Consider the following 18,908-nt stretch of genomic DNA (forward strand, 5'->3'; position numbering starts at 1 on the left):
TCCATAAACGCGACATAGGCGATTCATCGCGACCGCTGCGTGTATGGATTCCCGCCTTCGCGGGAATGACGAGAGCATCGAGACGATTACCGCCCCAAAAAGCGCAGCAGATCCTCGGTCAACCGGTCGCTCTCGGTCGCGAACAGGCCGTGCGGCGCGCCGTCATACTCGACCAGCGTCGCATTGGGCAGCGCCTTGGCCAGCGCGCGACCGGTCGCGTCGATCGGCACCGTCTGGTCCGAGGTGCCGTGGATGACGAGCGTCGGCACGGTGATCGACGGCACATCGGGGCGGAAATCGGTCGTCCCGAACGATTCCGCACAGGCGAGCGTCGGCTTCAGTCCGGCCAGCATCGCGGTGTTCCACGACAGGTCCAGCACTTCCTCGCTCACCGGACTGGTGATGAAGCCGACGCCATAGAACTGGTCGAAGAAGGTGCGGAAGAATTTCGGGCGATCCGCCTTGATATTATCGGCGATTTCCTGAAGCTGGTCCTGCGGCACACCATCGGGATTGTCGTCGGTCTGGAGCATGTACGGAACGACCGATCCGATGAAGCCGGCCCGCGTAACGCCCTTGCCTCCGTGCCGCGACATGTAGCGCGCGACCTCGCCGCCACCCATCGAGAAGCCGATCAGCGCAATGTCGTCGGTGACGCCGGTTTCCTTCAGTACGTCGGCCAGATCGTCCGACAGCGTGTCGTAATCATAGCCCGACCACGGCTGGTCCGACCGGCCGAAGCCGCGCCGATCATAGGCGATCACGCGATATCCGGCATCCGCGAGCGCCATCGCCTGCGGGTCCCAGCTGTCGGCCGACAGCGGCCAGCCATGGATCAGCACTACGGGTCGCCCCTGTCCCCAGTCCTTCACGAACAGGTTGGTACCGTCACGGGTCTTTACATAGGGCATGTCGCGGTCCTCGTCTGGAAATTCCAGTTCGTGAACGAGCGAGCCGCGGCCGGGTTGCTTCTGTGAACGGGGGGTACGGTCAGCGCGGAACGATCCCCAGCACCGGGCGGATCACACCGCGTTCGGCATCGCGCAGGATGGCCGAATAGCGTTCGGCCATTTCCATATGGACCCGCCGTACTTCCGGCAGGCTCGCTTCGCTTGCACGATGTCGCGATTCGTCCAGCCGGCGGCGGTAATAGGTAATAGTGTCGGTGGGCATGTCAGCCTCCTGTACAGTGTACCTGGCGGACAATGATTACGCTGTTTGGATCAATGCGTCCCTGATCCAGATCAAGCATTCGTTCAGCGTCGGCTCATCCTCAGCCCGGCGTGACGAAGCTGTCGATTACCCGTTTCTGTCCCGCCGTCTCGAACAACACTTCCAGCTTGTTGCCTTCGATCGATTCGATCGTGCCGTAACCGAATTTCTGGTGGAACACGCGTTGTCCGGTCGACAGGTCGTTACGCCCCTTGTTGCCGAGGCTGATCGCACTGGCCCGCGCTTCCACCACGCGCGACGGGGTGGTGGTGAAGGTCGACCCTTGCGACGCGGCGCGTTGCCAGCCGGGACCACGCCCTGTACCCCGCGCGACATCGGCAAAGGGATCGGCGCGTTCGCTCCAATTCGCCCGCCACAGGCTTTCGCCGCCGGCCATGGTGGTCTCCGTCTCGATATGCTCCGGGGGCAGTTCGCCTACGAAGCGCGACGGCAGCGACGAATTCCATTGGCCGTAGATGCGGCGATTGGCGGCGTGGAACACCACCGCCAGCCGTCGCGCACGGGTGATCGCGACATAGGCGAGGCGGCGTTCCTCCTCCAAGCTCGCCGTGCCACCCTCGTCGAGCGAGCGCTGCGAGGGAAACAGCCCTTCCTCCCATCCGACGCAGAACACCGTGTCGAACTCCAGCCCCTTGGCGGCGTGGATGGTCATGATCGTGACCTTCGGCTCCTCCGCCGACGCCTCGTTGTCCATCACCAGCGAGACATGTTCGAGGAACGCGCCGAGCGATTCATACTCCTCCATCGCGCGGACGAGTTCGGTCAGGTTTTCCAGCCGCCCGGCGGCCTCGGCGGTCTTTTCCGCTTGATACATCGCGGTATAGCCGCTCTCGTCCAACAGCTGCCGGGCCAGCTCGGCGTGCGGCAGGCTCTGCGCCATGTCGCGCCAGCGTGCGAAGTCGCCGACCAGCCGCCCCAGCGACTTGCGCGCCGCTCCGGTCAGTTCGTCGGTATCGAGGATGCGCGCGGCGGCGGTCATCAGCGAGGAACCGGTCGCGCGGGCGAACCGGTGGATGGTCTGCACTGCCTTGTCACCCAAGCCCCGCTTGGGCACGTTGACGATCCGTTCGAACGCCAGGTCGTCGGCCGGCTGGTTCACGACGCGCAGATAGGCCAGCGCATCGCGGATTTCGGCACGCTCGTAGAAGCGGAAGCCGCCGACGATCCGGTACGGCATGCCGATGCCGATAAAGCGTTCTTCGAACTCGCGCGTCTGGTGCTGGGCGCGGACGAGGATCGCGAAATTGTCGAGATTCTTGCCGTCGCGCTGCCCGCGTTCGACCATCTCGCCGACGCGGCGTGCTTCCTCCGGCCCGTCCCACACGCCGATGACGCGGACCTTTTCGCCGACATCGGTTTCGGTCCACAATGTCTTGCCCAGCCGCCCGCCATTATGGGCGATGACCCCGGACGCAGCGCCCAGGATATGCGGGGTCGATCGGTAATTCTGTTCCAGCCGGACGATCTTCGCACCCGGAAAGTCGCGTTCGAACCGCAGGATATTCTCGACCTGCGCGCCGCGCCACGAATAGATCGACTGGTCGTCGTCGCCGACACAGCACAGGTTGCGTCGCTCCTGCGCCAGCAGCCGCAGCCACAGATATTGGACGCTGTTCGTGTCCTGATATTCGTCGACCATGATGTAACGGAAACGCTGCTGATATTGCTGCAACACCTCGCGGTTGGTGCGCAGGATCGTCAGGACGTGCAGCAGTAGGTCGCCGAAGTCGCAGGCGTTCACCGCCTTCAGCCGGTCCTGATATTGCTGGTACAGTTCGCCGCCGCGCCCGTTGGCGAAGCGCTCGCTTTCCCCGGCATCGACATCGGCCGGGGTCATCCCCTTGTTCTTCCACCCGTCGATCAGCCCGGCCAGGCTACGCGCCGGCCAGCGCTTCTCATCGAGGTTCGCGGCGACGATCAGCTGCTTGAGCAGGCGCAGCTGGTCGTCGGTATCGAGGATGGTGAAGTTCGACTGCAACCCCACCAGTTCGGCGTGCCGCCTGAGCATCTTGGCCCCGATCGCGTGGAACGTGCCGAGCCACGGCATCCCTTCCACCATGTCGCCGACCAGCCGGCCGACGCGTTCGCGCATCTCCTTCGCCGCCTTGTTGGTGAAGGTGACCGACAGGATTTCGGACGGATAGGCCTTGCGGGTATAGAGCAGGTGCGCCAGCCGCGCGGTCAGTGCGGCGGTCTTGCCCGTGCCCGCACCGGCCAGCACCAGCACCGGCCCATCGGTGGTCAGCACCGCATCGCGCTGCGGGTCGTTCAGGCCACGGAGATAGGGGGCATCGGCCGGGGTCGGGGCAGGGGGGGCAAGTGCGGACATCGTCGAACAGGTAGGGAACGAACGGGAAGGCGACAAGCGCGTAAATCATTTCCGAAACGTCATGATTCTGTCGCCGCGCCTTCGCTGCGGTGCAACATAACGATCCTATCGGGGCGGTGCCGATGGACGGTGGCGTCGAGTGGGACGACCGCTGCCATGACGGGCACGCTTTCGCAGGAGCTATCCCATGACCGTCCGTTTCGTCGTCTTCACCGCGACCGCCACCGCATGTCTCTCGTCCGTCGCTCAGGCCCAGCAGCGCGAACCGGTTTCGGCGCGCGTATCGGTCGCGGGCATCGACCTCGCCTCGGTCGAGGGCCGCCATATTCTCGACGCCCGTATCGATCGCGCCGCGCTCCGCGTATGTCAGTCACGGGCGATCGGTCTGCTCGGTCGTCAGGACGAACTGCGTTGCCGGACCGAAATGCGGAACGACGCGCAGGTGCGGCTGGCGCAATTGACACCGGTCAAGGTCGCCAGCGCGAAGTAGGGGACATTTCGCCACGCTTGCGCCGGCGGGAGTCCATATCCGCTGACCCAGCGGCCTGAGCGCGGACGTCGGCAGCTATGGATTCCCGCCTGCGCGGGAATGACGGAGCGCAGTGCCGTCCTGCCGATAATTACGTTGTCGGCCGGCCACACGAAACCTTCTTGTGCCCGGTCTGTAAAACGCTACGCGGGCGCATGAGCCAACCGCATCCCATGCGCGTCCATCGCCGCATCCTGATCGCCAGCCTGATCGGCACGTCGGTCGAATTCTACGACTTCTATATCTACGCCACCGCCGCGACGCTGGTGTTCGGACCGCTCTTCTTTCCGTCCGAAAGCGCGTCGGCACAGTTGATGGCGAGCTATCTGTCGATCGGCCTTGCCTTTATCGCGCGCCCGCTCGGTGCGGTCGTGTTCGGGCATTTCGGCGACAGGCTGGGTCGAAAGTCGACGCTGGTCGCGTCGCTGATGCTGATGGGCGGATCGACGCTGCTGATCGCTTTCCTGCCGACCTATGCCATGGTCGGCTGGGTCGCGCCGCTGCTGCTCTGCACGTTGCGGTTCGCGCAAGGGCTGGGACTGGGCGGCGAATGGGGCGGGGCGGCGTTGCTGGCGGTCGAAAATGCCCCGGCCGGATGGCGCGGGCGGTTCGGCATGGTCCCGCAACTGGGTGCCCCGGTCGGCTTCATCGCGGCCAACGGGCTGTTCCTGCTGCTCGGCATCGCGTTGTCGGAGGCGGATTTCGCGGCATGGGGTTGGCGGCTGCCCTTCCTGTTCAGCGCGGCGCTGGTCGGGCTGGGCCTGTGGGTTCGGGTGAAGCTGCACGAAACCCCGGCATTCGCCCAGGCGCTGGAGCGGGAAGCGCCGGCCGCCGTCCCGATCGCCGAGCTGGCGGGGGCGCACCTGCGCGCCACGCTGGCTGGTACGTTCGGGGTGATCGCCTGTTTCGCGCTCTACTATATCGCGACGACCTTCGTGCTGGGGTACGGCACCACGACGCTCGGCTATGGCCGCAGCGCGTTCCTGCAGACGCAGCTGGTCGCGATCCTGTTCATGGCCGCGGGCATCGCGCTGGCCGGGTGGCTGTCCGACCGCTCCACCCCGGCGCGGGTGCTGGCCGGCGGGTGCGTCGGTGTCGTGCTGGCGGGCGTGCTGCTGGCCCCGATGGTCGGCGGTGGGTCGCTGTTCGTGATCGGCGCGTGGCTGTCCTTCGCGCTGCTGATGATGGGCTTCGTCTACGGCCCGCTCGGCGCATGGTTGCCGGCGCTGTTTCCGGCGCGGGTGCGCTACACCGGCGCGTCGATGGGCTTCAATGTCGGCGGGGTCATCGGCGGCGGCCTGACCCCCAGCATCGCGCAGGCGCTGTCGGTATCGCACGGCCTGTCCGCCGTCGGCGCGGTACTTGGCGCGGCGGGCATCGCCAGCATCGTCGGGCTGCTGCTGGTCCCGCGCCAGCGCTGACCCCGTTTACGCGATGCGCAGGGTCTCTGCGTCGACCACCGGCTCCGGCACCGGACAGATGCGATTGCGCCCGGTGCGCTTCGCTTCATAGGAGCAGCGGTCGGCCCGGTCGATCAGGCGATACAGCGTGTCGTCCGGGGCCAATTCGGCCAAGCCCGCGCTGACCGTGACCGATGGCAGATGGGCGGCGATGCCCGGCAGCGACGCGCGCACCGCCTGTGCCGCCAGCCACGCACCGCGCAGCGTCGTGCGGTCCAGCAGCGCGACGAATTCCTCCCCGCCCAGCCGTGCGACCACCGCCGATCGGGGCAGTCGCTCGGTCAGCATCGTGGCAAAGGCCTGCAGGACCGCGTCGCCGGTCGCATGGCCATAGCCGTCATTGACCCGCTTGAAATGGTCGAGGTCGAACAGGATCGCTGCCAGCGGCTCGCCACGTTCGTGCGCACAGGCGATCAGCGGCTGTGCCCGGCGTTCGAATCCGCGGCGATTGGCGACGCCGGTCAGCGGGTCGGTTTCGGATTCGGAAATCGACAGCCCCATCGCGGCCTTCACCACCAGCAGGAGCGTCAACAGCCCGGCCGTCACGATCAGGACGCCTCCGGTCGCTTGCGAGAACAGGGCATAGCTGCTGCTGGCATAGGCCTTGGCGGTCGGGCCGGAACCAAAGGTCGCGGCAAAGAACGGCTTGGCCAGAAAATGCGCCGTCGTCAGCGCCGACGCGATCGCCAGCGCCAGCCACAAGGCCCCGCGCCGCCGTCGCACGGCATCGACCGCGATGACGCTCGACAGTCCGGCCCCGATCACGAACGGTGCCTGATAGGCGAGTTCATACCATAGCGCGTTACGCGGTCCGTTCCAGATCAGCAGGCGGACCACTGCTCCGAACAGCAGCAGTGCGATCAATGGTCCACGCGGCACCCTGCGTTCCGCAAGCGCTGCCATTCCCGCCACCAACAGCACGAGGCTGAGGAGGAACGACCCGTAGCTGCCGATCATGAACGGGGCGGTATAGTCGGTCAGCCGGACACCCAGCTCGCTGAGCGGCGTCAGTCCACCGACGATATAGGCCAGCACGAACCACGTCACGTAACGCTGGTCGGGATAGGACATCCGCACAATCGCGAAGGCCGTGGCGAACAGGCCGGCGATACAGGCGTTGACGATCAGGGCATATACCGCGCTGTCCATTCCCGATCCCGTCGCTGAAACATTCCGAAAGTGCTGGGCGCCCTATCCCGCAAAAATGTTAACAGCCGATTTTTCCGGGATCAAATCAGTCGCAAGAGCGTTATGCGCGCCTTCCCATAACTACGTTCGGCGTCCACGCTGAACTGCGGCAGGTCGAGCAGCTCGCTTTTGGCTGTTTCGATGCTGACCCATGTCGCCGGACCGATCCAGCCGAGCCGGGCCAGCTTGTCCGCCGCAACCGCGCCGGCACCGCTGCCATAGGGCGGGTCCATCATCACGATATCGAGCGGGCGCGCCGCCGGTCCCAGTGCCAGCACCGATGTCGCGCGGACATCGGCCCCTGCCACGTCCAGCTTGGCGAGGTTGGCGCGCAACGCATCCAGTGCCGCCTTGTCCTGTTCGACGAACAGGCAGGTGGCGGCCCCGCGCGACAGCGCCTCGATCCCCAGCGCGCCCGACCCGGCGAACAGGTCGGCGACCGCCAGTTCGTCGAAGCTGCCGACGCGGCTGGCCAGCATCGAAAACAGCGCCTCCCGCGTGCGGTCGGCGGTGGGGCGGGTCGCGTCACCCTTGGGCGCGACGATCGGACGTCCGCGCCACTGGCCGGAAATCACGCGCATCAGCGCTTCCCTCCACCCGGTTTGCCGCCACCCGGGCGTCCGCCTTTCGGCTTACCCTTGACGACGCGGGGGGCGGGGCCGGCCTTGGCCCAGCCGCTCGGCTTGCGCTTGGGCCGATCGACGAAGCTCGCCCGGTCGGCATCCGCTGCTTCCGCCTGGGTCATGCGCCGGTCGACCGGACCGCGTGCCGGCCGGGCCTCTTCGGTCCGGGCCGGTTCGCGCGGCTTGCGGGGCACGCGCGCCACGCCGTCATAGCCGGGCCGTTCGGCATGGGCCGCCGCGCGGCGCGCGCGCGGATTGTCGGAGGACGCCGGGCGATCGCCATAGGCGCGCCGGTCGCCAAGGCCGGGCTGCCGCCGTTCGGCAGGCGTCTGCCCCGCCTGCGTCAGCGGATCGAAGCCTTCGCGCCGCTCGACCGGCCGTTCGGTCGCATGGGTGCGCGGGCCGACGGTCCGCCGGGCATCGCCCTGCGGCCGGGCACCGAAGCCGCTACGCTCGCCACCCTGCGGCCGGGCACCGAAGCCGCTACGTTCGCCACCCTGCGGTCGCGCACCGAACCCGCGCCGTTCGCCGCCGTCCTGCTGCCGGCCAAAGCCTTCGCGGTCCGGCCGGCGTCCGCTGAAGCCCGAACGCTGGCCGTCGCGCTCCACGCGCGGGCGACGCTCGTCGAAGCCGGTCGCCACCGGTTCGGGACGCGGCAGCGGGGTCGCGCGCTTCCATGCCTTCAGCGCGGCAGGATCGGCGCCTTCGGGCGCGGGCTTGCTGGTCGGCTTGTTGGCCAGCGTCTTGCGGAACGCGACCAGTTCGTGCTGGCGGATCTCGTCCACTTCGCCCTCGGGCAGGTCCTCAAGATAGAAGGGGCCATAACGCGTGCGGATCAGGCGCGATACCTTCAGCCCGAGATGTTCGAGGACGCGGCGAACCTCGCGGTTCTTGCCCTCGGTCAGGGTCATCTCGATCCAGGTATTGGTGCCGGTGCGCCGTTCGAGATTCGCGTTGATCGGGCCATAGCGCACGCCCTCGATCTCGATCCCCAGCATCAGGTCTTCGAGCTGCTGCTGGCTGATCTCGCCATAGGCGCGCGCGCGATAGGTCCGCTCGACCCCGGTCGCGGGCAGTTCCAGACGGCGCTTGAACTCGCCGTCGGTGGTCATCAGCAACAGCCCCTCGGTATTCAAATCGAGCCGTCCGACCGGGATCAGCCGCGGCAGTCCGGCTGGCAGCCGGTCGTAGATCGTTGGCCGCCCCGCACCGTCGCGCTCGGCGGTCAGCGTTCCGGCGGGCTTGTGAAAGCGGAATAGCCGGGTCGGTTCGGGGGCGGCGACCGGCGCACCGTCGACCGTCACGCCCTTCAGATTGGGCAGGATGGTGGCGGGCGTCTCGATGACCAAGCCGTTCAGCGCGACTCGGCCGGCGGTGATCATGCGTTCGACGTCGCGACGCGACGCCACGCCGGCGCGCGCCATCAGCTTGGCGATGCGCTGGCCGTCACGGGGGGATTCGGTCGGGGATTCAGGGGGCGTAACGATGATGTGCGTATCCGTTTGCGGCGATGCGACGAAAGTTTCAGCCGAAGCGGTTCCTTCGTCGCCTTCGCGAGTTTGTGGCTTGGTATAAGCTGGTTGCATCCCGGTGGAAAGCGAGTGGGGATATGTTGTTCGGGCGCAGGAAGCGACACATCAACCGGATCCTGGTCGTCGAGGACGAGCCTCTGGTCGCGTTCGACACCGAACATTTCCTCGGCAGCGCCGGGTTCGAAATCCGGGCGACGGTCGATACCGTCGCCGCCGCGTGCGGCGCGATCGAGGCGGGCGACGAGATCGATCTGGTACTGGTCGACATCAACCTGTCGGACGGCAGCGGGCTGGACGTCGCCCGCGTCGCGCATGACCGGGGCGTGCCGGTGCTGTTGGTCACCGGCAGCTGTCCGCAGGGGGCACAGCTCTACGCCGCAGGGTGTCTGTCGAAGCCCTATCCGCAAAAGGATTTGTTGAGCGCGATCGATGCGATCGATGCGGTCGTGGCTGGCGCGAAGCTGCCTCGCCGCCTGCCCAGCGGCTTCAACCTGTTCCGCGCGGTGGCATAAGGCGGATCGACCGTCCTTTTGCCGGAACGCGCGCTTCCATCCGGCGCGGGTCACCTTATCTGATCGTCATGACCGCCTATGCCTGGCTTGCCATCGCGATCGTTGCCGAAGTGATCGCCACCTCGACGATGCGCGCGACGCAGGGATTTACCCGGCTTGGGCCGTCGCTGGTCACGGTTGGCGGCTATGCGGTCGCCTTCTATTGCCTGTCGCTGGCGCTCAGGACCATGCCGACCGGCATCGCCTACGCGATCTGGTCCGGGGTGGGGATCGTGCTGGTCGCGGGCATCGCGTGGGGCTGGCAAGGGCAGCGGCTGGACGGTCCCGCCATGCTTGGCATGGCGCTCATCATCGCCGGGGTCGTCGTGATGAACCTGTTTTCGAAGAGCGTCGCGCACTAGATGCGGTGCAAAGAGGAGTTTTCATGACGCAACCGGTCGAAGTCGATATCCCCCACCAGCTGGGCCGCGCAGGCGTACGACAGCGGATCGATGGCGGCATCGACAAGCTGGCAGGGATGATCCCCGGCGGCGTGATGCACGACAAGCAATGGGACGGCGACACGCTGCACTTCACGGTCAGCGGCATGGGACAGACGGTGAAGGCCCGCTGCGAGATGCATGACACCCATGTCCATGCGGTGCTGGACCTGCCGCCGATGCTGGCGATGTTCGCCAACAAGATAAAAGAGAAGCTGGGCCGCGACGGGCCGGCGTTGTTGAAGTAGCAGCCTGGATGGGTGCCCGGTCCCGGCCTAAATCTTCATGCCCCGAGCGTCACCTCAGCGCAGGCTGGGGTCTCCCGGTTATAGCTCGCCGCAGGAGCCGAGAAAGACCCCGGCCTGCGCTGGGGGCACGCCTGGGAAAAGGGCGGCGTGCGGATCAGCGCGCCGACAGCGGTTGGCTGACCCGCCAGATCACGTTGCCGACATCGTCCGCGACCAGCATCGCGCCGGTGCGGTCGGCGATGACGCCCACCGGTCGGCCGAACGCTTCCTTGCCATCGGCGGACAGGAACCCGGCCAGCAGGTCGACCGGCTTCGCATCCTTGGCCGGGAAGCTGCCATCGGCGGCGAAGGGGACGTAGATCACCTTGTAGCCCGATGGCGGCACGCGGTTCCACGACCCGTGCAGGCCGATGACCGCGCCATTGGCGAAGCGGTCGCCCAGCCGCATGTCGCCGGTGAAGGCGAGGCCGAGCGGGGCGACATGCGCGCCCAGCGCATAGTCGGGGCGGGCGACATATTGGCGCAGGTCGGGACGCTGCGGCTGGACGCGGTCGTCGATGTAACCGCCCCAATAATGCCACGGCCATCCATAATTGCCGCCGAACTCGACCTTGGTCAGGTAATCGGGCGGCATGTCCGATCCCAGCATGTCGCGTTCGTTGACGACTGCCCACAAATCCTTGGTCCGCGGTTCGAACGCCATGCCGTTCGCGTTGCGTAACCCCGCGGCATAGATGCGGAACGTCTTCTTGACCGGATCGACCTGCCAGATCGCGGCCCGGTTCTTTTCGATCTCCAGCCCGTTTTCGGCGATGTTGGAGGCAGAGCCGACGCTGACATAGAGCGACTTGCCATCGGGATCGGCGACGACATTGCGCGCCCAGTGATTGCCGCCACCGGGCAGGTCGACGATCTTTTCCGCGCTGGCGGTGATGCGGGTCTGCCCGACACGGAAGGGGTAGCGGACCAGCGCATCGGTATTGGCCACGTACAGCCAGTCGCCGACCACCGCCATGCCGAACGGCGAGTTCAACCCGCTGAGCAGCGTCGAGCGTCCCTCCGCCACGCCGTCGCCATTGGCGTCGCGCAACAGGGTGATGCGGTTGGCCGACGGGCTGCCGGCGCCTGCCTTGTCCATGAACAACCGCATGAACCAGCCGGTGATGCCGCCGCCTTCGCGCGGGGGGCTGTTGGTTTCCGCGACCAGCACGTCACCATTGGCGAGGCGGTAGAGCCAGCGCGGATGGTCGAGGCCCTTGGCGAATGCCTGCACCTGCAATCCGGCCGGCGCGGTCGGGGTCTGGCCGTCCTTCCAGCCGGTCGGCTCGGCGATGCGGACGGTCGGGATCGTCTGCTTGCGGACCTGCGACAGTTGCGGCGCACGGCCGGCAACGGCGTTCTCGCTCAACTGTGCCCGGTCGGGGCGGGTGAGATAGAAGACCAGTCCCGCGATCAGGACGAGCAGGACGATTCCGAAACGGACGGCATGTTTGCGCATGGCATGGGGATACAGCCGCGCCACCGGTCCGAAAAGCGAAAAGGGCCGCCGATGCCAAGGGAGTAACATCGGCGGCCCGTCGGCTGCAGTCGGGCGGGCGCGACCATGGTCTGCGCCGCGTGTCCGCGACTCCATCCGATCCGGTGCGAAGGCGATGATCCCGCCTCAAGCTCTGGTTTCAGCTGAAACCGGAGTCGCGCTTCATTCGATTGCGTACATAATCAATACGTCGAAATCGCGGCATCGTGGAAATTCGGAATTTTTCCGAATGTAATCGGCTGGAGCGATCAGTAGCGGCCAACGAGGGGGCGCCGCCGATGGTAGTGAACGGGCGTCTGCCCGCAACCGCGCCGCACTACGTGGTTATGCCCGTTCAATCGCCTGGGTGTAGAATGACGTACGGACCGGCGCGTTCATTGCACCATCGGCACGGCATCCCGGTCCTTGGCCTGATGCAATTCCGCTTGGCGCTCGTAACGCAGCGTGTCGGGCCTCCGCCGCGGACCACACGGCACCCTGACGCGCGCAAAGTGCCGGGCTTGCGGCGAGCGACGCCTATTCCTCGATCGTCGGAAGTGGCGGGTGCAGCCGCAGGCGGAGGACCCGGCGGGTGTCGGCGGCAACGATCTCGATCCGCCAGCCCGAGGGATGATCGAGGCACGCGCCCTGTTTCGGCACTTCCCCCGCCAGAACGAAGGCAAGGCCGCCCAGCGTCTCGACATCCTCCTCGACCTCGCCCAGGCGCGGGTCGATCAGTTCGGCGGCATCTTCCAGCTCGGCACGGGCATCGGCCTCCCATGCGCCACCGTCCAAGGGCACGAACAGGTCGGTCGGCGCCTCGTCATGCTCGTCCTCGATCGCGCCGACGATCTCCTCGACCAGGTCCTCGATGGTGATGAGGCCATCGGTGCCTGAATATTCGTCCAGCACGATGGCGAGGTGGGTGCGGCTCGCTTGCATCTGCGCGAGCAGGTCGAGCGTGCCCATCGACTGCGGGACATAGAGCGGTTGCCGCAGCAGGCTGATCGCGGTCGGGGGGTGTTCCTCCCCCTTGGCAAGGATCGCGAACACGTCCTTCACATGGACCATGCCGACGATGGTATCCAGCTTCTCGCGATAGACCGGCAGGCGGCTGTGCCCGGCCTCGGCGAACAGCTTCACGACGTCGGCGAAGGGGGTATTCTCCTCCAGCGCGACGATGTCGGCACGCGGCACGCCCATGTCGCCCGCGTCACGCTCGCCGAAATGCAGGATGTTGCGCAACATCTTCCGCTCGATCGGCGACAAATCCCCCGCGACCGGCGCATCGTTTTCGTCCTCATGCGCTGCGATGACCTCCTCGATCCGTTCGCGCAGCGTCTCGCTGGCGTCGGTGCCGAAGATCAGCGAGCGCAGGCCCCGCCATATGCCCCCTTCGGAGCTGCTACTGTCGCCGGGCGCGGTGCTGGTCGAAACGTCGGCCATGATGGTCGTGTCAGTCCTCTGTAACGGGATAGGGATCGTGCAGGCCGAGTTCGGCGAGCGTGGAACGCTCGATCGCCTCCATGGCTTCCGCCTCGGCATCATTTTGATGGTCATGGCCTAGCAAATGCAGGCAGCCATGGACAATCAGGTGCGTGGCGTGATCGCCAACGGAAATGCCGCGTTCCTCCGCTTCCGCGGCACAGACGCCATGCGCCAGCACGATATCGCCCAGCAGCACCTCGCCATCGTCGCTGTTCTGCGTGACGGTATCGAGCAGGTCGGGCTGGATCATGGGAAAGGAGAGGACGTTGGTCGGCTTGTCCTTCTGCCGATATTGCCGGTTGAGCGTGTGGACTTCTTCATCCGACGTGAGCCGGATCGCCACCTCGATCATGGCGGGGTCGGTCAGCCAGACACCCTGCGGCGTGCGGCCGATCGCGGCGGTGGCGGCGCGGGTGGCCAGCGCCTCCCAGTCGAGGTCCTGCGGCCAGTCGGCCTCTGCCTGTACGGCGATGTCGATCATCTAAGGTCGGTCCTTGCGAAATCGTCGCCCTTGTAGAGCAAAGCGGCATTGTTGGTACGGGCGCAGGCATAGGCGAAGCAATCGCCCATGTTGAGTTTCGCGTCGTGGCGGCCCTTGCCGTAGCGGGCGTAGGCATCGAGTGCGACCTGCGATTCGTCGTTCCCGATGTCCACGCGGCGCAATGCCGCAGCCGTCGCGGTATCGCGCACCTCTTGTCGGGCGCGCTCGATCTGGTAGCGATAGGACCGGCATAATGCCAGAACGGTTTCCCATTCGGTCATTGCCGACCAAAGCGGGTCGGGATCGGCCATCAGCCGAACCATCAGTGCTTCGCCGTCCGGTTCGCCAGCGATCATCGCGACCAGCGCCGACGCATCAACGAACAGGGTCAAAAATCGTCTTCCTCGCCCGATAACCAGTCGTAGAAGGCCTTGTCCGCTTTCAGTCCGGTCGGCGGCGGGAGTGGGTGCTTTTCGCGATACTCCCGCATCCATTCGCGCAGGTCCTGGCGGCGGGTGGCCTTCTCGAGATCATCCTCGACCCGGCGGATGGCGTCGCGCACGACCTGAGTCTTGCTCGTGCCGAGCCGTTTGGCGACGCGCGCGACTGCCGCAGCGGTTTCCGGATCCTTGATATACAGCGACGCCATCACGACCTCCGCAACAGTATATCCCGCAAGCTAATGCGGGATATACTCCGCATCAAGCATCCTTGCCCTCATAGGCCTCGACGATGCGCCCGACGATCGGATGGCGCACCACGTCGCCGGCACCGAAGCGGGCGAACGCGATGCCTTCGATCCCCTCCAGCCGATTGGTCGCATCCGCCAAGCCCGATGCCTGCACGCCGCCGGGAAGGTCGGTCTGGTTCGGATCGCCGCATACGACCATGCGGCTGTTCTGGCCGAAGCGGGTGAGGAACATCTTCATCTGCGCGGGCGTGGTATTCTGGGCCTCGTCGAGGATGACGAACGCGTCGGCCAGCGTCCGGCCGCGCATGAAAGCGATCGGAGCGATCTCGATCTCGCCCGACAGGATGCGGCGTTCGACCTGTTCGGCGGGCAGGCAGTCGTTCAGGGCGTCGTAGAGCGGGCGGAGATAGGGATCGACCTTCTCCTTCATGTCGCCGGGCAGGAAGCCGAGTTTCTCGCCCGCCTCCACCGCCGGGCGCGAGAGGATCAGACGCTGGACGCTGCCGGTGATGAGCTGCGCCACCGCCTGCGCGACGGCGATATAGGTCTTGCCGGTACCCGCCGGCCCCAGCGCGAAGATGATGTCGTTGGACAGCAACTGGTGCATGTAGCTGGCTTGCGCGACGGTGCGCGGCACGATCGTCTTCTTGCGGGTCCGGATCATGATCGACGGCGCGCCCTGACCGCTTTCCGCGCGGAAGATACCGTCGAGCGCCGGCTGCGACGACATGGCGATCACCGCGTCGATCAGGCCGGGATCGACCTCTTCGCCGCGCAGGATGCGGCGGTGCAGTTCGTTCAGCACTTCGCGGGCATGGGCCACGGCCTCCGCCGATCCCTCTATCCCGACCCGATCACCTCGCGCGGTGATATAGACACCCAGCCGTTCCTCCAGTGCCAGCAGATTGGCGTCGAATTCGCCGAACAGGCGGGACAGGAGTTGCGGCTTGTCGAAGCTGATTTCGGCGCGGGCGCGCTGACCGGCTTGGGCGGGAACGGGCTTGCGGCTCATGCGATCCTTTCGCGAAACGGCCGGAACGCAAGGTGCGCCCGGCCGGGGAGGAACATGGTGATGGTATGAAGGTCGCGCATCACCCGTTCAACGCACGAAGGCGGAAAGGGGAGCCAGGGGCGGCGCGACTGCATCGCGGGCGATTGTGGCAGAGCCGGACGCGGCGGGACAGCGATAATTGGATGGGGGATATCGGTCGGCCGAACATCCCCCAAGCGGCATCAGCCGAGCGTCGCCATGTCGATGACGAAGCGATACTTCACGTCGCTCTTCTGCATCCGGTCATAACCCGATTCGATATCGGCCATGTCAATCATCTCGATATCGGCGGTGAGGCCATGCTTGTTGCAGAAATCGAGCATCTCCTGCGTCTCGGCGATACCGCCGATCAGCGAGCCGGCCAGCGAACGGCGACCGAAGACGAGCGTGCCGACCGAAGGCGACGGGTGCGGCGTTTCCGGCACGCCCACCAGGGTCATCGTGCCGTCGCGCTTGAGCAGCCCCAGAAACTGGTCGAGGTCATGGGCGGCAGCGACCGTGTTCAGGATGAAGTCGAAGCTGCCGGCGTGCGTCCCCATCGCGTCGGCGTCCTTCGACACGATCAGGTCCTTCGCCCCCAGCCGGATCGCATCGTCGCGCTTGTTGGGCGAGGTCGAGAAGACATACACCTCGGCCCCCATCGCCGCCGCGATCTTCACGCCCATATGGCCCAGACCGCCCAGGCCCACGATGCCGACCTTCTGCCCCGGCCCGACGCTCCAATGCTTCAGCGGCGAATAGGTGGTGATGCCGGCGCACAGCAGTGGCGCGACGGCGGCAAGGTCGCCTTCGTCATGGCGGATCTTCAACACGAAGTCCTGGTCGACGACGATATGGTCCGAATAACCGCCGAACGTATGGCCACCCAGCACCGGATCGGGACCGTTATAGGTGCCGACGAAGCCCGTGCCGGTGCAATATTGCTCCTCGCCCTCATGGCAGGACGGGCACTGCCCGCAGCTATCGACCATGCAGCCGACGCCAACCGTGTCGCCGACGACGAACTTGGTTACGTCGCTGCCGACGGCGGTGACGGTGCCGACGATCTCATGCCCCGGAACGCAGGGATAGAGCGTGCCCGGCCATTCGCCGCGGGCGGTGTGCAGGTCGCTATGGCACACGCCGCAATAGCGGATGTCGATCGCGACGTCGCTCGGCTGGGGATCGCGACGCTCGAACGAGAAGGGAGCAAGCTTGGCGTCGGCCGACTGCGCGGCGTAGCCCTTGGCGGGGGTCGTCATGTTGGGGTTCCGTGAATCAGAGAATTCCGCGACGTGCAATGCCGCCACGGCAATTTGGTTGCAGATATATTGTATCAAGTTTCTGATTTATCTGGCGAAGCGTTCAGCCGACGCGGCGCTCGCCATGTTCGAGCATCGCGGGGATTACCAGCTCCTCCTCGTCCGCCAGATGGCGCAGCAGCAACCGGGTCAGCATTGCGGCATGATCGGCGTGGGTGTCGGCGGCACGGATGTCGCGGTTCGGGTGGGACAGGCTGGCGAGCAGGCCACGAGCGCTGTTGACCGTGGTTTCCAGCGCGTCGTGGATTGCATGATGATCGGCCTCCAGCAGGTCGAAACCGCGTTCCATCCGCCGGTCCAGTGCGCGGAACTTCGGGAAATAGACCGCGTCCTCGATCCGGTGATGCCCGTCGAGGTGCCCCAGAAACTGGTTGAGCGCGGGCACGAAGCGATGCGGAAAGACCGGCGCGTCCATGCGGCCTTCGCGGAAATCGGCGATGATCCGCTCGACCGCAGCTCCTTCGCTGCGCAGCGACTGGTGGACGTTCAGCCAGAAGTCGCATAGCTGCCCGAAATTCACGTGTTTCGCCCAGTCACCCTTCGGATAGGCAGAGCGCAGATAGGCGATCTCGTCGGAAATCCCGTCGCGCGACCCTAATGAGAGCGGGTCGCTCACGCGGCTGCCCGCATCCGTTCGATCCCAGACAGCGACACCGGACCGGCGGCGACGATCTCAACCTCGACCATGTCGCCGATGCGGGCGTCAGTGTCGAAATGGACCGATTGCAGCCAGGGCGACTTGCCCAGCATCTGCCCGGCATGGCGCCCGGCACGTTCGACCAGCACGTGGCAGGTGCGGCCGATGGCTGCATCGTTGAACGCCTTCTGATCGCGCAGCAGCGATGCCTGCAACCGTTGCAGCCGGTCGTCCATCACCTCCATCGGCACTTCGCCGGCCATGTCGGCGGCGGGGGTGCCGGGCCGGGGCGAGTATTTGAAGCTGTACGCCTGCGCATAGCCGACCGTATCGACCAGCCGCAGCGTCTCCTGAAACTCCGCCTCTGTTTCTCCGGGGAAACCGACGATGAAGTCGCCCGACAGCGCGATGTCGGGACGGACGGCGCGTACGCGGTCGAGCAGGCGCAGATAGCTGTCGGCGGTATGGCTGCGGTTCATCGCCTTCAGCACGCGGTCGCTCCCGGCCTGTACCGGCAGATGCAGGAACGGCATCAGCTTCTCGACATCCCCATGCGCGTCGATCAGTCCCTGCGTCATGTCGTTGGGATGGCTGGTGGTATAGCGGATACGCTCCAGCGCGGGCAGGCGATCCAGTTCGCGGATCAGCGCGTCGAGGCCGCGGCCATCGGCATCGGTCCAGGCGTTGACGTTCTGTCCCAGCAGCGTGATTTCGCGCGCACCGCCGTCGATCAGCGCTTTCGCCTCGTCGAGAATCCGCGCGAAGGAGCGGCTGATCTCCGCCCCGCGCGTATAGGGAACGACGCAATAGGTGCAGAATTTGTCGCATCCTTCCTGCACGGTCAGGAACGCCGAAGGGCCGCTGCGGCGGCGCACGGGAAGATGCCCGAACTTCGATTCAGGCGGCATGTCGGTATCGAGCGCCGGCTTACCCGCCGCCGCGTCCGCCACCAGCTTCGGCAGGTTGTGATAGGCCTGCGGACCGACGACCACATCGACCTTTGCCCGGCGGACGATTTCCTCGCCCTCGGCCTGCGCCACGCAGCCGGCGACGGCGATCATCGGGTCGGACCCGTGTTTGCGCAGGCGCCCGATATCCGAATAGACCTTTTCCGTCGCCTTTTCGCGGATATGACATGTATTCAGTACCACCAGATCGGCGGCATTGGCGTCGTCGGTCGCGGTCATGCCCTGCGCCGCCATCAGTTCGGCCATGCGTTCACCGTCATAGACGTTCATCTGGCAGCCGAACGATTTGACGTGGAAGGTTTTGGGGGTGGTCATGCCCGCGCCCTTACCGGATTTGGGCGAAGGTCGGAAGGGTTGCGGAATTTCGTTTTCACGCGAAGGCGCGAAGGCGCGAAGGCGCGGAGAGAAGAAGGGATTGGTTCGCGCAGAGACGCAGAGACGCAGAGACGCGGAGGATTGGTGGTCGCCGCGATAGCGGCTCTCCATTTCCAGCGCGGCACGCGAGAGGCTTCGCCGGACAGGCTGTGCCGGCCTGCTCTACAGTTCTCCTCTGCGTCTCCGCGTCTCTGCGCGAAATCTAACTTCTTCTCTCCGCGCCTTCGCGCCTTCGCGTGAAAACGAAAACAAGCGAGACCCGGGGAT

Annotated in this window: 20 protein-coding genes; 5 read left to right on the forward strand and 15 right to left on the reverse strand. The window is 66.0% G+C overall.

From position 1 onward, the window contains the following. Nucleotides 1-86: 86 nt before the first annotated feature. The 3 genes from MF609_RS13000 to MF609_RS13010 all read right to left on the reverse strand — a co-directional run bounded on the left by MF609_RS13000 (nucleotide 87) and on the right by MF609_RS13010 (nucleotide 3,562). On the reverse strand, nucleotides 87-911 hold the full coding sequence (locus MF609_RS13000) for an alpha/beta fold hydrolase (protein WP_242416718.1): 825 nt from the start codon (nucleotides 909-911) through the stop codon (nucleotides 87-89). A 79-nt stretch (nucleotides 912-990) separates the two neighbouring features. Then, nucleotides 991-1,173 carry a hypothetical protein gene (locus tag MF609_RS13005; protein WP_242416719.1) on the reverse strand — a complete coding sequence of 61 codons (183 nt, stop codon included), beginning with the start codon at nucleotides 1,171-1,173 and terminating at the stop codon, nucleotides 991-993. 100 nt (nucleotides 1,174-1,273) lie between these two features. Beyond that, a complete protein-coding gene (locus tag MF609_RS13010) occupies nucleotides 1,274-3,562 on the reverse strand; it encodes an ATP-dependent helicase (protein ID WP_242416720.1) in 2,289 nt (762 codons plus the stop codon). Nucleotides 3,563-3,749: 187 nt separating this feature from the next. Between MF609_RS13010 and MF609_RS13015 the strand changes: the two genes are divergently transcribed. Further along, a complete protein-coding gene (locus MF609_RS13015; protein ID WP_242416721.1) occupies nucleotides 3,750-4,052 on the forward strand; it encodes a UrcA family protein in 303 nt (100 codons plus the stop codon). Nucleotides 4,053-4,264: 212 nt separating this feature from the next. Then, on the forward strand, nucleotides 4,265-5,512 hold the full coding sequence (locus MF609_RS13020) for an MFS transporter (protein WP_242416722.1): 1,248 nt from the start codon (nucleotides 4,265-4,267) through the stop codon (nucleotides 5,510-5,512). Between the two features lie 6 nt (nucleotides 5,513-5,518). Here MF609_RS13020 and MF609_RS13025 read toward each other — a convergent pair whose 3' ends face one another. The 3 genes from MF609_RS13025 to MF609_RS20080 form a co-directional block, all read right to left on the reverse strand. Further along, nucleotides 5,519-6,700, reverse strand: a complete 1,182-nt coding sequence (locus MF609_RS13025; RefSeq protein ID WP_242416723.1) for a GGDEF domain-containing protein — start codon at nucleotides 6,698-6,700, stop codon at nucleotides 5,519-5,521. Nucleotides 6,701-6,780: 80 nt separating this feature from the next. Further along, a complete protein-coding gene (gene rsmD, locus MF609_RS13030) occupies nucleotides 6,781-7,320 on the reverse strand; it encodes a 16S rRNA (guanine(966)-N(2))-methyltransferase RsmD (RefSeq protein WP_242416724.1) in 540 nt (179 codons plus the stop codon). Continuing rightward, on the reverse strand, nucleotides 7,320-8,786 hold the full coding sequence (locus MF609_RS20080) for a pseudouridine synthase (protein ID WP_242416725.1): 1,467 nt from the start codon (nucleotides 8,784-8,786) through the stop codon (nucleotides 7,320-7,322). The genes rsmD and MF609_RS20080 overlap by 1 nt, the downstream gene beginning before the upstream one ends. A gap of 185 nt (nucleotides 8,787-8,971) precedes the next feature. On the opposite strand from MF609_RS20080, the gene MF609_RS13040 reads away from it, so the two are divergent. The 3 genes from MF609_RS13040 to MF609_RS13050 all read left to right on the forward strand — a co-directional run bounded on the left by MF609_RS13040 (nucleotide 8,972) and on the right by MF609_RS13050 (nucleotide 10,133). After that, nucleotides 8,972-9,406 (forward strand): response regulator, encoded by a 435-nt coding sequence (locus MF609_RS13040; protein ID WP_242416726.1) that lies wholly within the window; start codon nucleotides 8,972-8,974, stop codon nucleotides 9,404-9,406. Nucleotides 9,407-9,474: 68 nt separating this feature from the next. Further along, nucleotides 9,475-9,807 (forward strand): DMT family transporter, encoded by a 333-nt coding sequence (locus MF609_RS13045; protein WP_242416727.1) that lies wholly within the window; start codon nucleotides 9,475-9,477, stop codon nucleotides 9,805-9,807. Between the two features lie 23 nt (nucleotides 9,808-9,830). Continuing rightward, a complete protein-coding gene (locus MF609_RS13050; RefSeq protein WP_242416728.1) occupies nucleotides 9,831-10,133 on the forward strand; it encodes a polyhydroxyalkanoic acid system family protein in 303 nt (100 codons plus the stop codon). Nucleotides 10,134-10,287: 154 nt separating this feature from the next. Here the strand turns inward: MF609_RS13050 and MF609_RS13055 are convergent, their stop codons facing one another. From MF609_RS13055 to miaB, 9 genes are all read right to left on the reverse strand, one after another. After that, on the reverse strand, nucleotides 10,288-11,631 hold the full coding sequence (locus MF609_RS13055) for a PQQ-dependent sugar dehydrogenase (protein ID WP_242416729.1): 1,344 nt from the start codon (nucleotides 11,629-11,631) through the stop codon (nucleotides 10,288-10,290). A gap of 555 nt (nucleotides 11,632-12,186) precedes the next feature. After that, the gene (locus MF609_RS13060; protein ID WP_242416730.1) at nucleotides 12,187-13,095 is read right to left on the reverse strand and encodes a hemolysin family protein; all 909 of its coding nucleotides are present in this window, start codon (nucleotides 13,093-13,095) and stop codon (nucleotides 12,187-12,189) included. 10 nt (nucleotides 13,096-13,105) lie between these two features. Next, nucleotides 13,106-13,618: an rRNA maturation RNase YbeY gene (gene ybeY / locus MF609_RS13065; RefSeq protein WP_242416731.1), complete on the reverse strand. Its 513-nt coding sequence runs from the start codon at nucleotides 13,616-13,618 to the stop codon at nucleotides 13,106-13,108. Then, on the reverse strand, nucleotides 13,615-14,010 hold the full coding sequence (locus tag MF609_RS13070; RefSeq protein WP_242416732.1) for a type II toxin-antitoxin system VapC family toxin: 396 nt from the start codon (nucleotides 14,008-14,010) through the stop codon (nucleotides 13,615-13,617). Before MF609_RS13070 ends, ybeY begins: the two co-directional genes overlap by 4 nt. Further along, nucleotides 14,007-14,267 carry a type II toxin-antitoxin system VapB family antitoxin gene (locus MF609_RS13075; protein WP_242416733.1) on the reverse strand — a complete coding sequence of 87 codons (261 nt, stop codon included), beginning with the start codon at nucleotides 14,265-14,267 and terminating at the stop codon, nucleotides 14,007-14,009. Before MF609_RS13075 ends, MF609_RS13070 begins: the two co-directional genes overlap by 4 nt. A gap of 52 nt (nucleotides 14,268-14,319) precedes the next feature. Further along, nucleotides 14,320-15,321, reverse strand: coding sequence for a PhoH family protein (locus MF609_RS13080; protein WP_242416734.1), 1,002 nt, complete (start codon nucleotides 15,319-15,321; stop codon nucleotides 14,320-14,322). 221 nt (nucleotides 15,322-15,542) lie between these two features. Continuing rightward, complete coding sequence (locus tag MF609_RS13085; protein ID WP_242416735.1) at nucleotides 15,543-16,601, reverse strand: NAD(P)-dependent alcohol dehydrogenase; 1,059 nt, start codon at nucleotides 16,599-16,601, stop codon at nucleotides 15,543-15,545. A gap of 103 nt (nucleotides 16,602-16,704) precedes the next feature. Then, nucleotides 16,705-17,277, reverse strand: a complete 573-nt coding sequence (locus MF609_RS13090) for a hemerythrin domain-containing protein (protein ID WP_242416736.1) — start codon at nucleotides 17,275-17,277, stop codon at nucleotides 16,705-16,707. After that, the gene (gene miaB / locus MF609_RS13095) at nucleotides 17,274-18,581 is read right to left on the reverse strand and encodes a tRNA (N6-isopentenyl adenosine(37)-C2)-methylthiotransferase MiaB (RefSeq protein ID WP_242416737.1); all 1,308 of its coding nucleotides are present in this window, start codon (nucleotides 18,579-18,581) and stop codon (nucleotides 17,274-17,276) included. Before miaB ends, MF609_RS13090 begins: the two co-directional genes overlap by 4 nt. Between the last annotated feature and the right edge of the window lie 327 nt (nucleotides 18,582-18,908).

It is taken from the genome of Sphingomonas panni, from assembly GCF_022664435.1.
GTDB lineage: Bacteria > Pseudomonadota > Alphaproteobacteria > Sphingomonadales > Sphingomonadaceae > Sphingomonas > Sphingomonas panni.

Excerpts from the sequence above, each read along its gene's own strand:
- MF609_RS13020 (WP_242416722.1), top strand. The coding sequence starts at position 4,265 with ATGCGCGTCCATCGCCGCATCCTGATCGCCAGCCTGATCGGCACGTCG.
- MF609_RS13080 (WP_242416734.1), bottom strand. The coding sequence starts at position 15,321 with ATGAGCCGCAAGCCCGTTCCCGCCCAAGCCGGTCAGCGCGCCCGCGCC.
- MF609_RS13025 (WP_242416723.1), bottom strand. The coding sequence starts at position 6,700 with ATGGACAGCGCGGTATATGCCCTGATCGTCAACGCCTGTATCGCCGGC.
- MF609_RS20080 (WP_242416725.1), bottom strand. The coding sequence starts at position 8,786 with ATGGCGCGCGCCGGCGTGGCGTCGCGTCGCGACGTCGAACGCATGATC.
- MF609_RS13060 (WP_242416730.1), bottom strand. The coding sequence starts at position 13,095 with ATGGCCGACGTTTCGACCAGCACCGCGCCCGGCGACAGTAGCAGCTCC.
- MF609_RS13055 (WP_242416729.1), bottom strand. The coding sequence starts at position 11,631 with ATGCGCAAACATGCCGTCCGTTTCGGAATCGTCCTGCTCGTCCTGATC.
- MF609_RS13010 (WP_242416720.1), bottom strand. The coding sequence starts at position 3,562 with ATGTCCGCACTTGCCCCCCCTGCCCCGACCCCGGCCGATGCCCCCTAT.
- MF609_RS13000 (WP_242416718.1), bottom strand. The coding sequence starts at position 911 with ATGCCCTATGTAAAGACCCGTGACGGTACCAACCTGTTCGTGAAGGAC.
- MF609_RS13005 (WP_242416719.1), bottom strand. The coding sequence starts at position 1,173 with ATGCCCACCGACACTATTACCTATTACCGCCGCCGGCTGGACGAATCG.
- ybeY (WP_242416731.1), bottom strand. The coding sequence starts at position 13,618 with ATGATCGACATCGCCGTACAGGCAGAGGCCGACTGGCCGCAGGACCTC.
- MF609_RS13015 (WP_242416721.1), top strand. The coding sequence starts at position 3,750 with ATGACCGTCCGTTTCGTCGTCTTCACCGCGACCGCCACCGCATGTCTC.
- MF609_RS13050 (WP_242416728.1), top strand. The coding sequence starts at position 9,831 with ATGACGCAACCGGTCGAAGTCGATATCCCCCACCAGCTGGGCCGCGCA.
- MF609_RS13040 (WP_242416726.1), top strand. The coding sequence starts at position 8,972 with ATGTTGTTCGGGCGCAGGAAGCGACACATCAACCGGATCCTGGTCGTC.
- MF609_RS13075 (WP_242416733.1), bottom strand. The coding sequence starts at position 14,267 with ATGGCGTCGCTGTATATCAAGGATCCGGAAACCGCTGCGGCAGTCGCG.
- MF609_RS13085 (WP_242416735.1), bottom strand. The coding sequence starts at position 16,601 with ATGACGACCCCCGCCAAGGGCTACGCCGCGCAGTCGGCCGACGCCAAG.
- MF609_RS13045 (WP_242416727.1), top strand. The coding sequence starts at position 9,475 with ATGACCGCCTATGCCTGGCTTGCCATCGCGATCGTTGCCGAAGTGATC.
- rsmD (WP_242416724.1), bottom strand. The coding sequence starts at position 7,320 with ATGCGCGTGATTTCCGGCCAGTGGCGCGGACGTCCGATCGTCGCGCCC.
- miaB (WP_242416737.1), bottom strand. The coding sequence starts at position 18,581 with ATGACCACCCCCAAAACCTTCCACGTCAAATCGTTCGGCTGCCAGATG.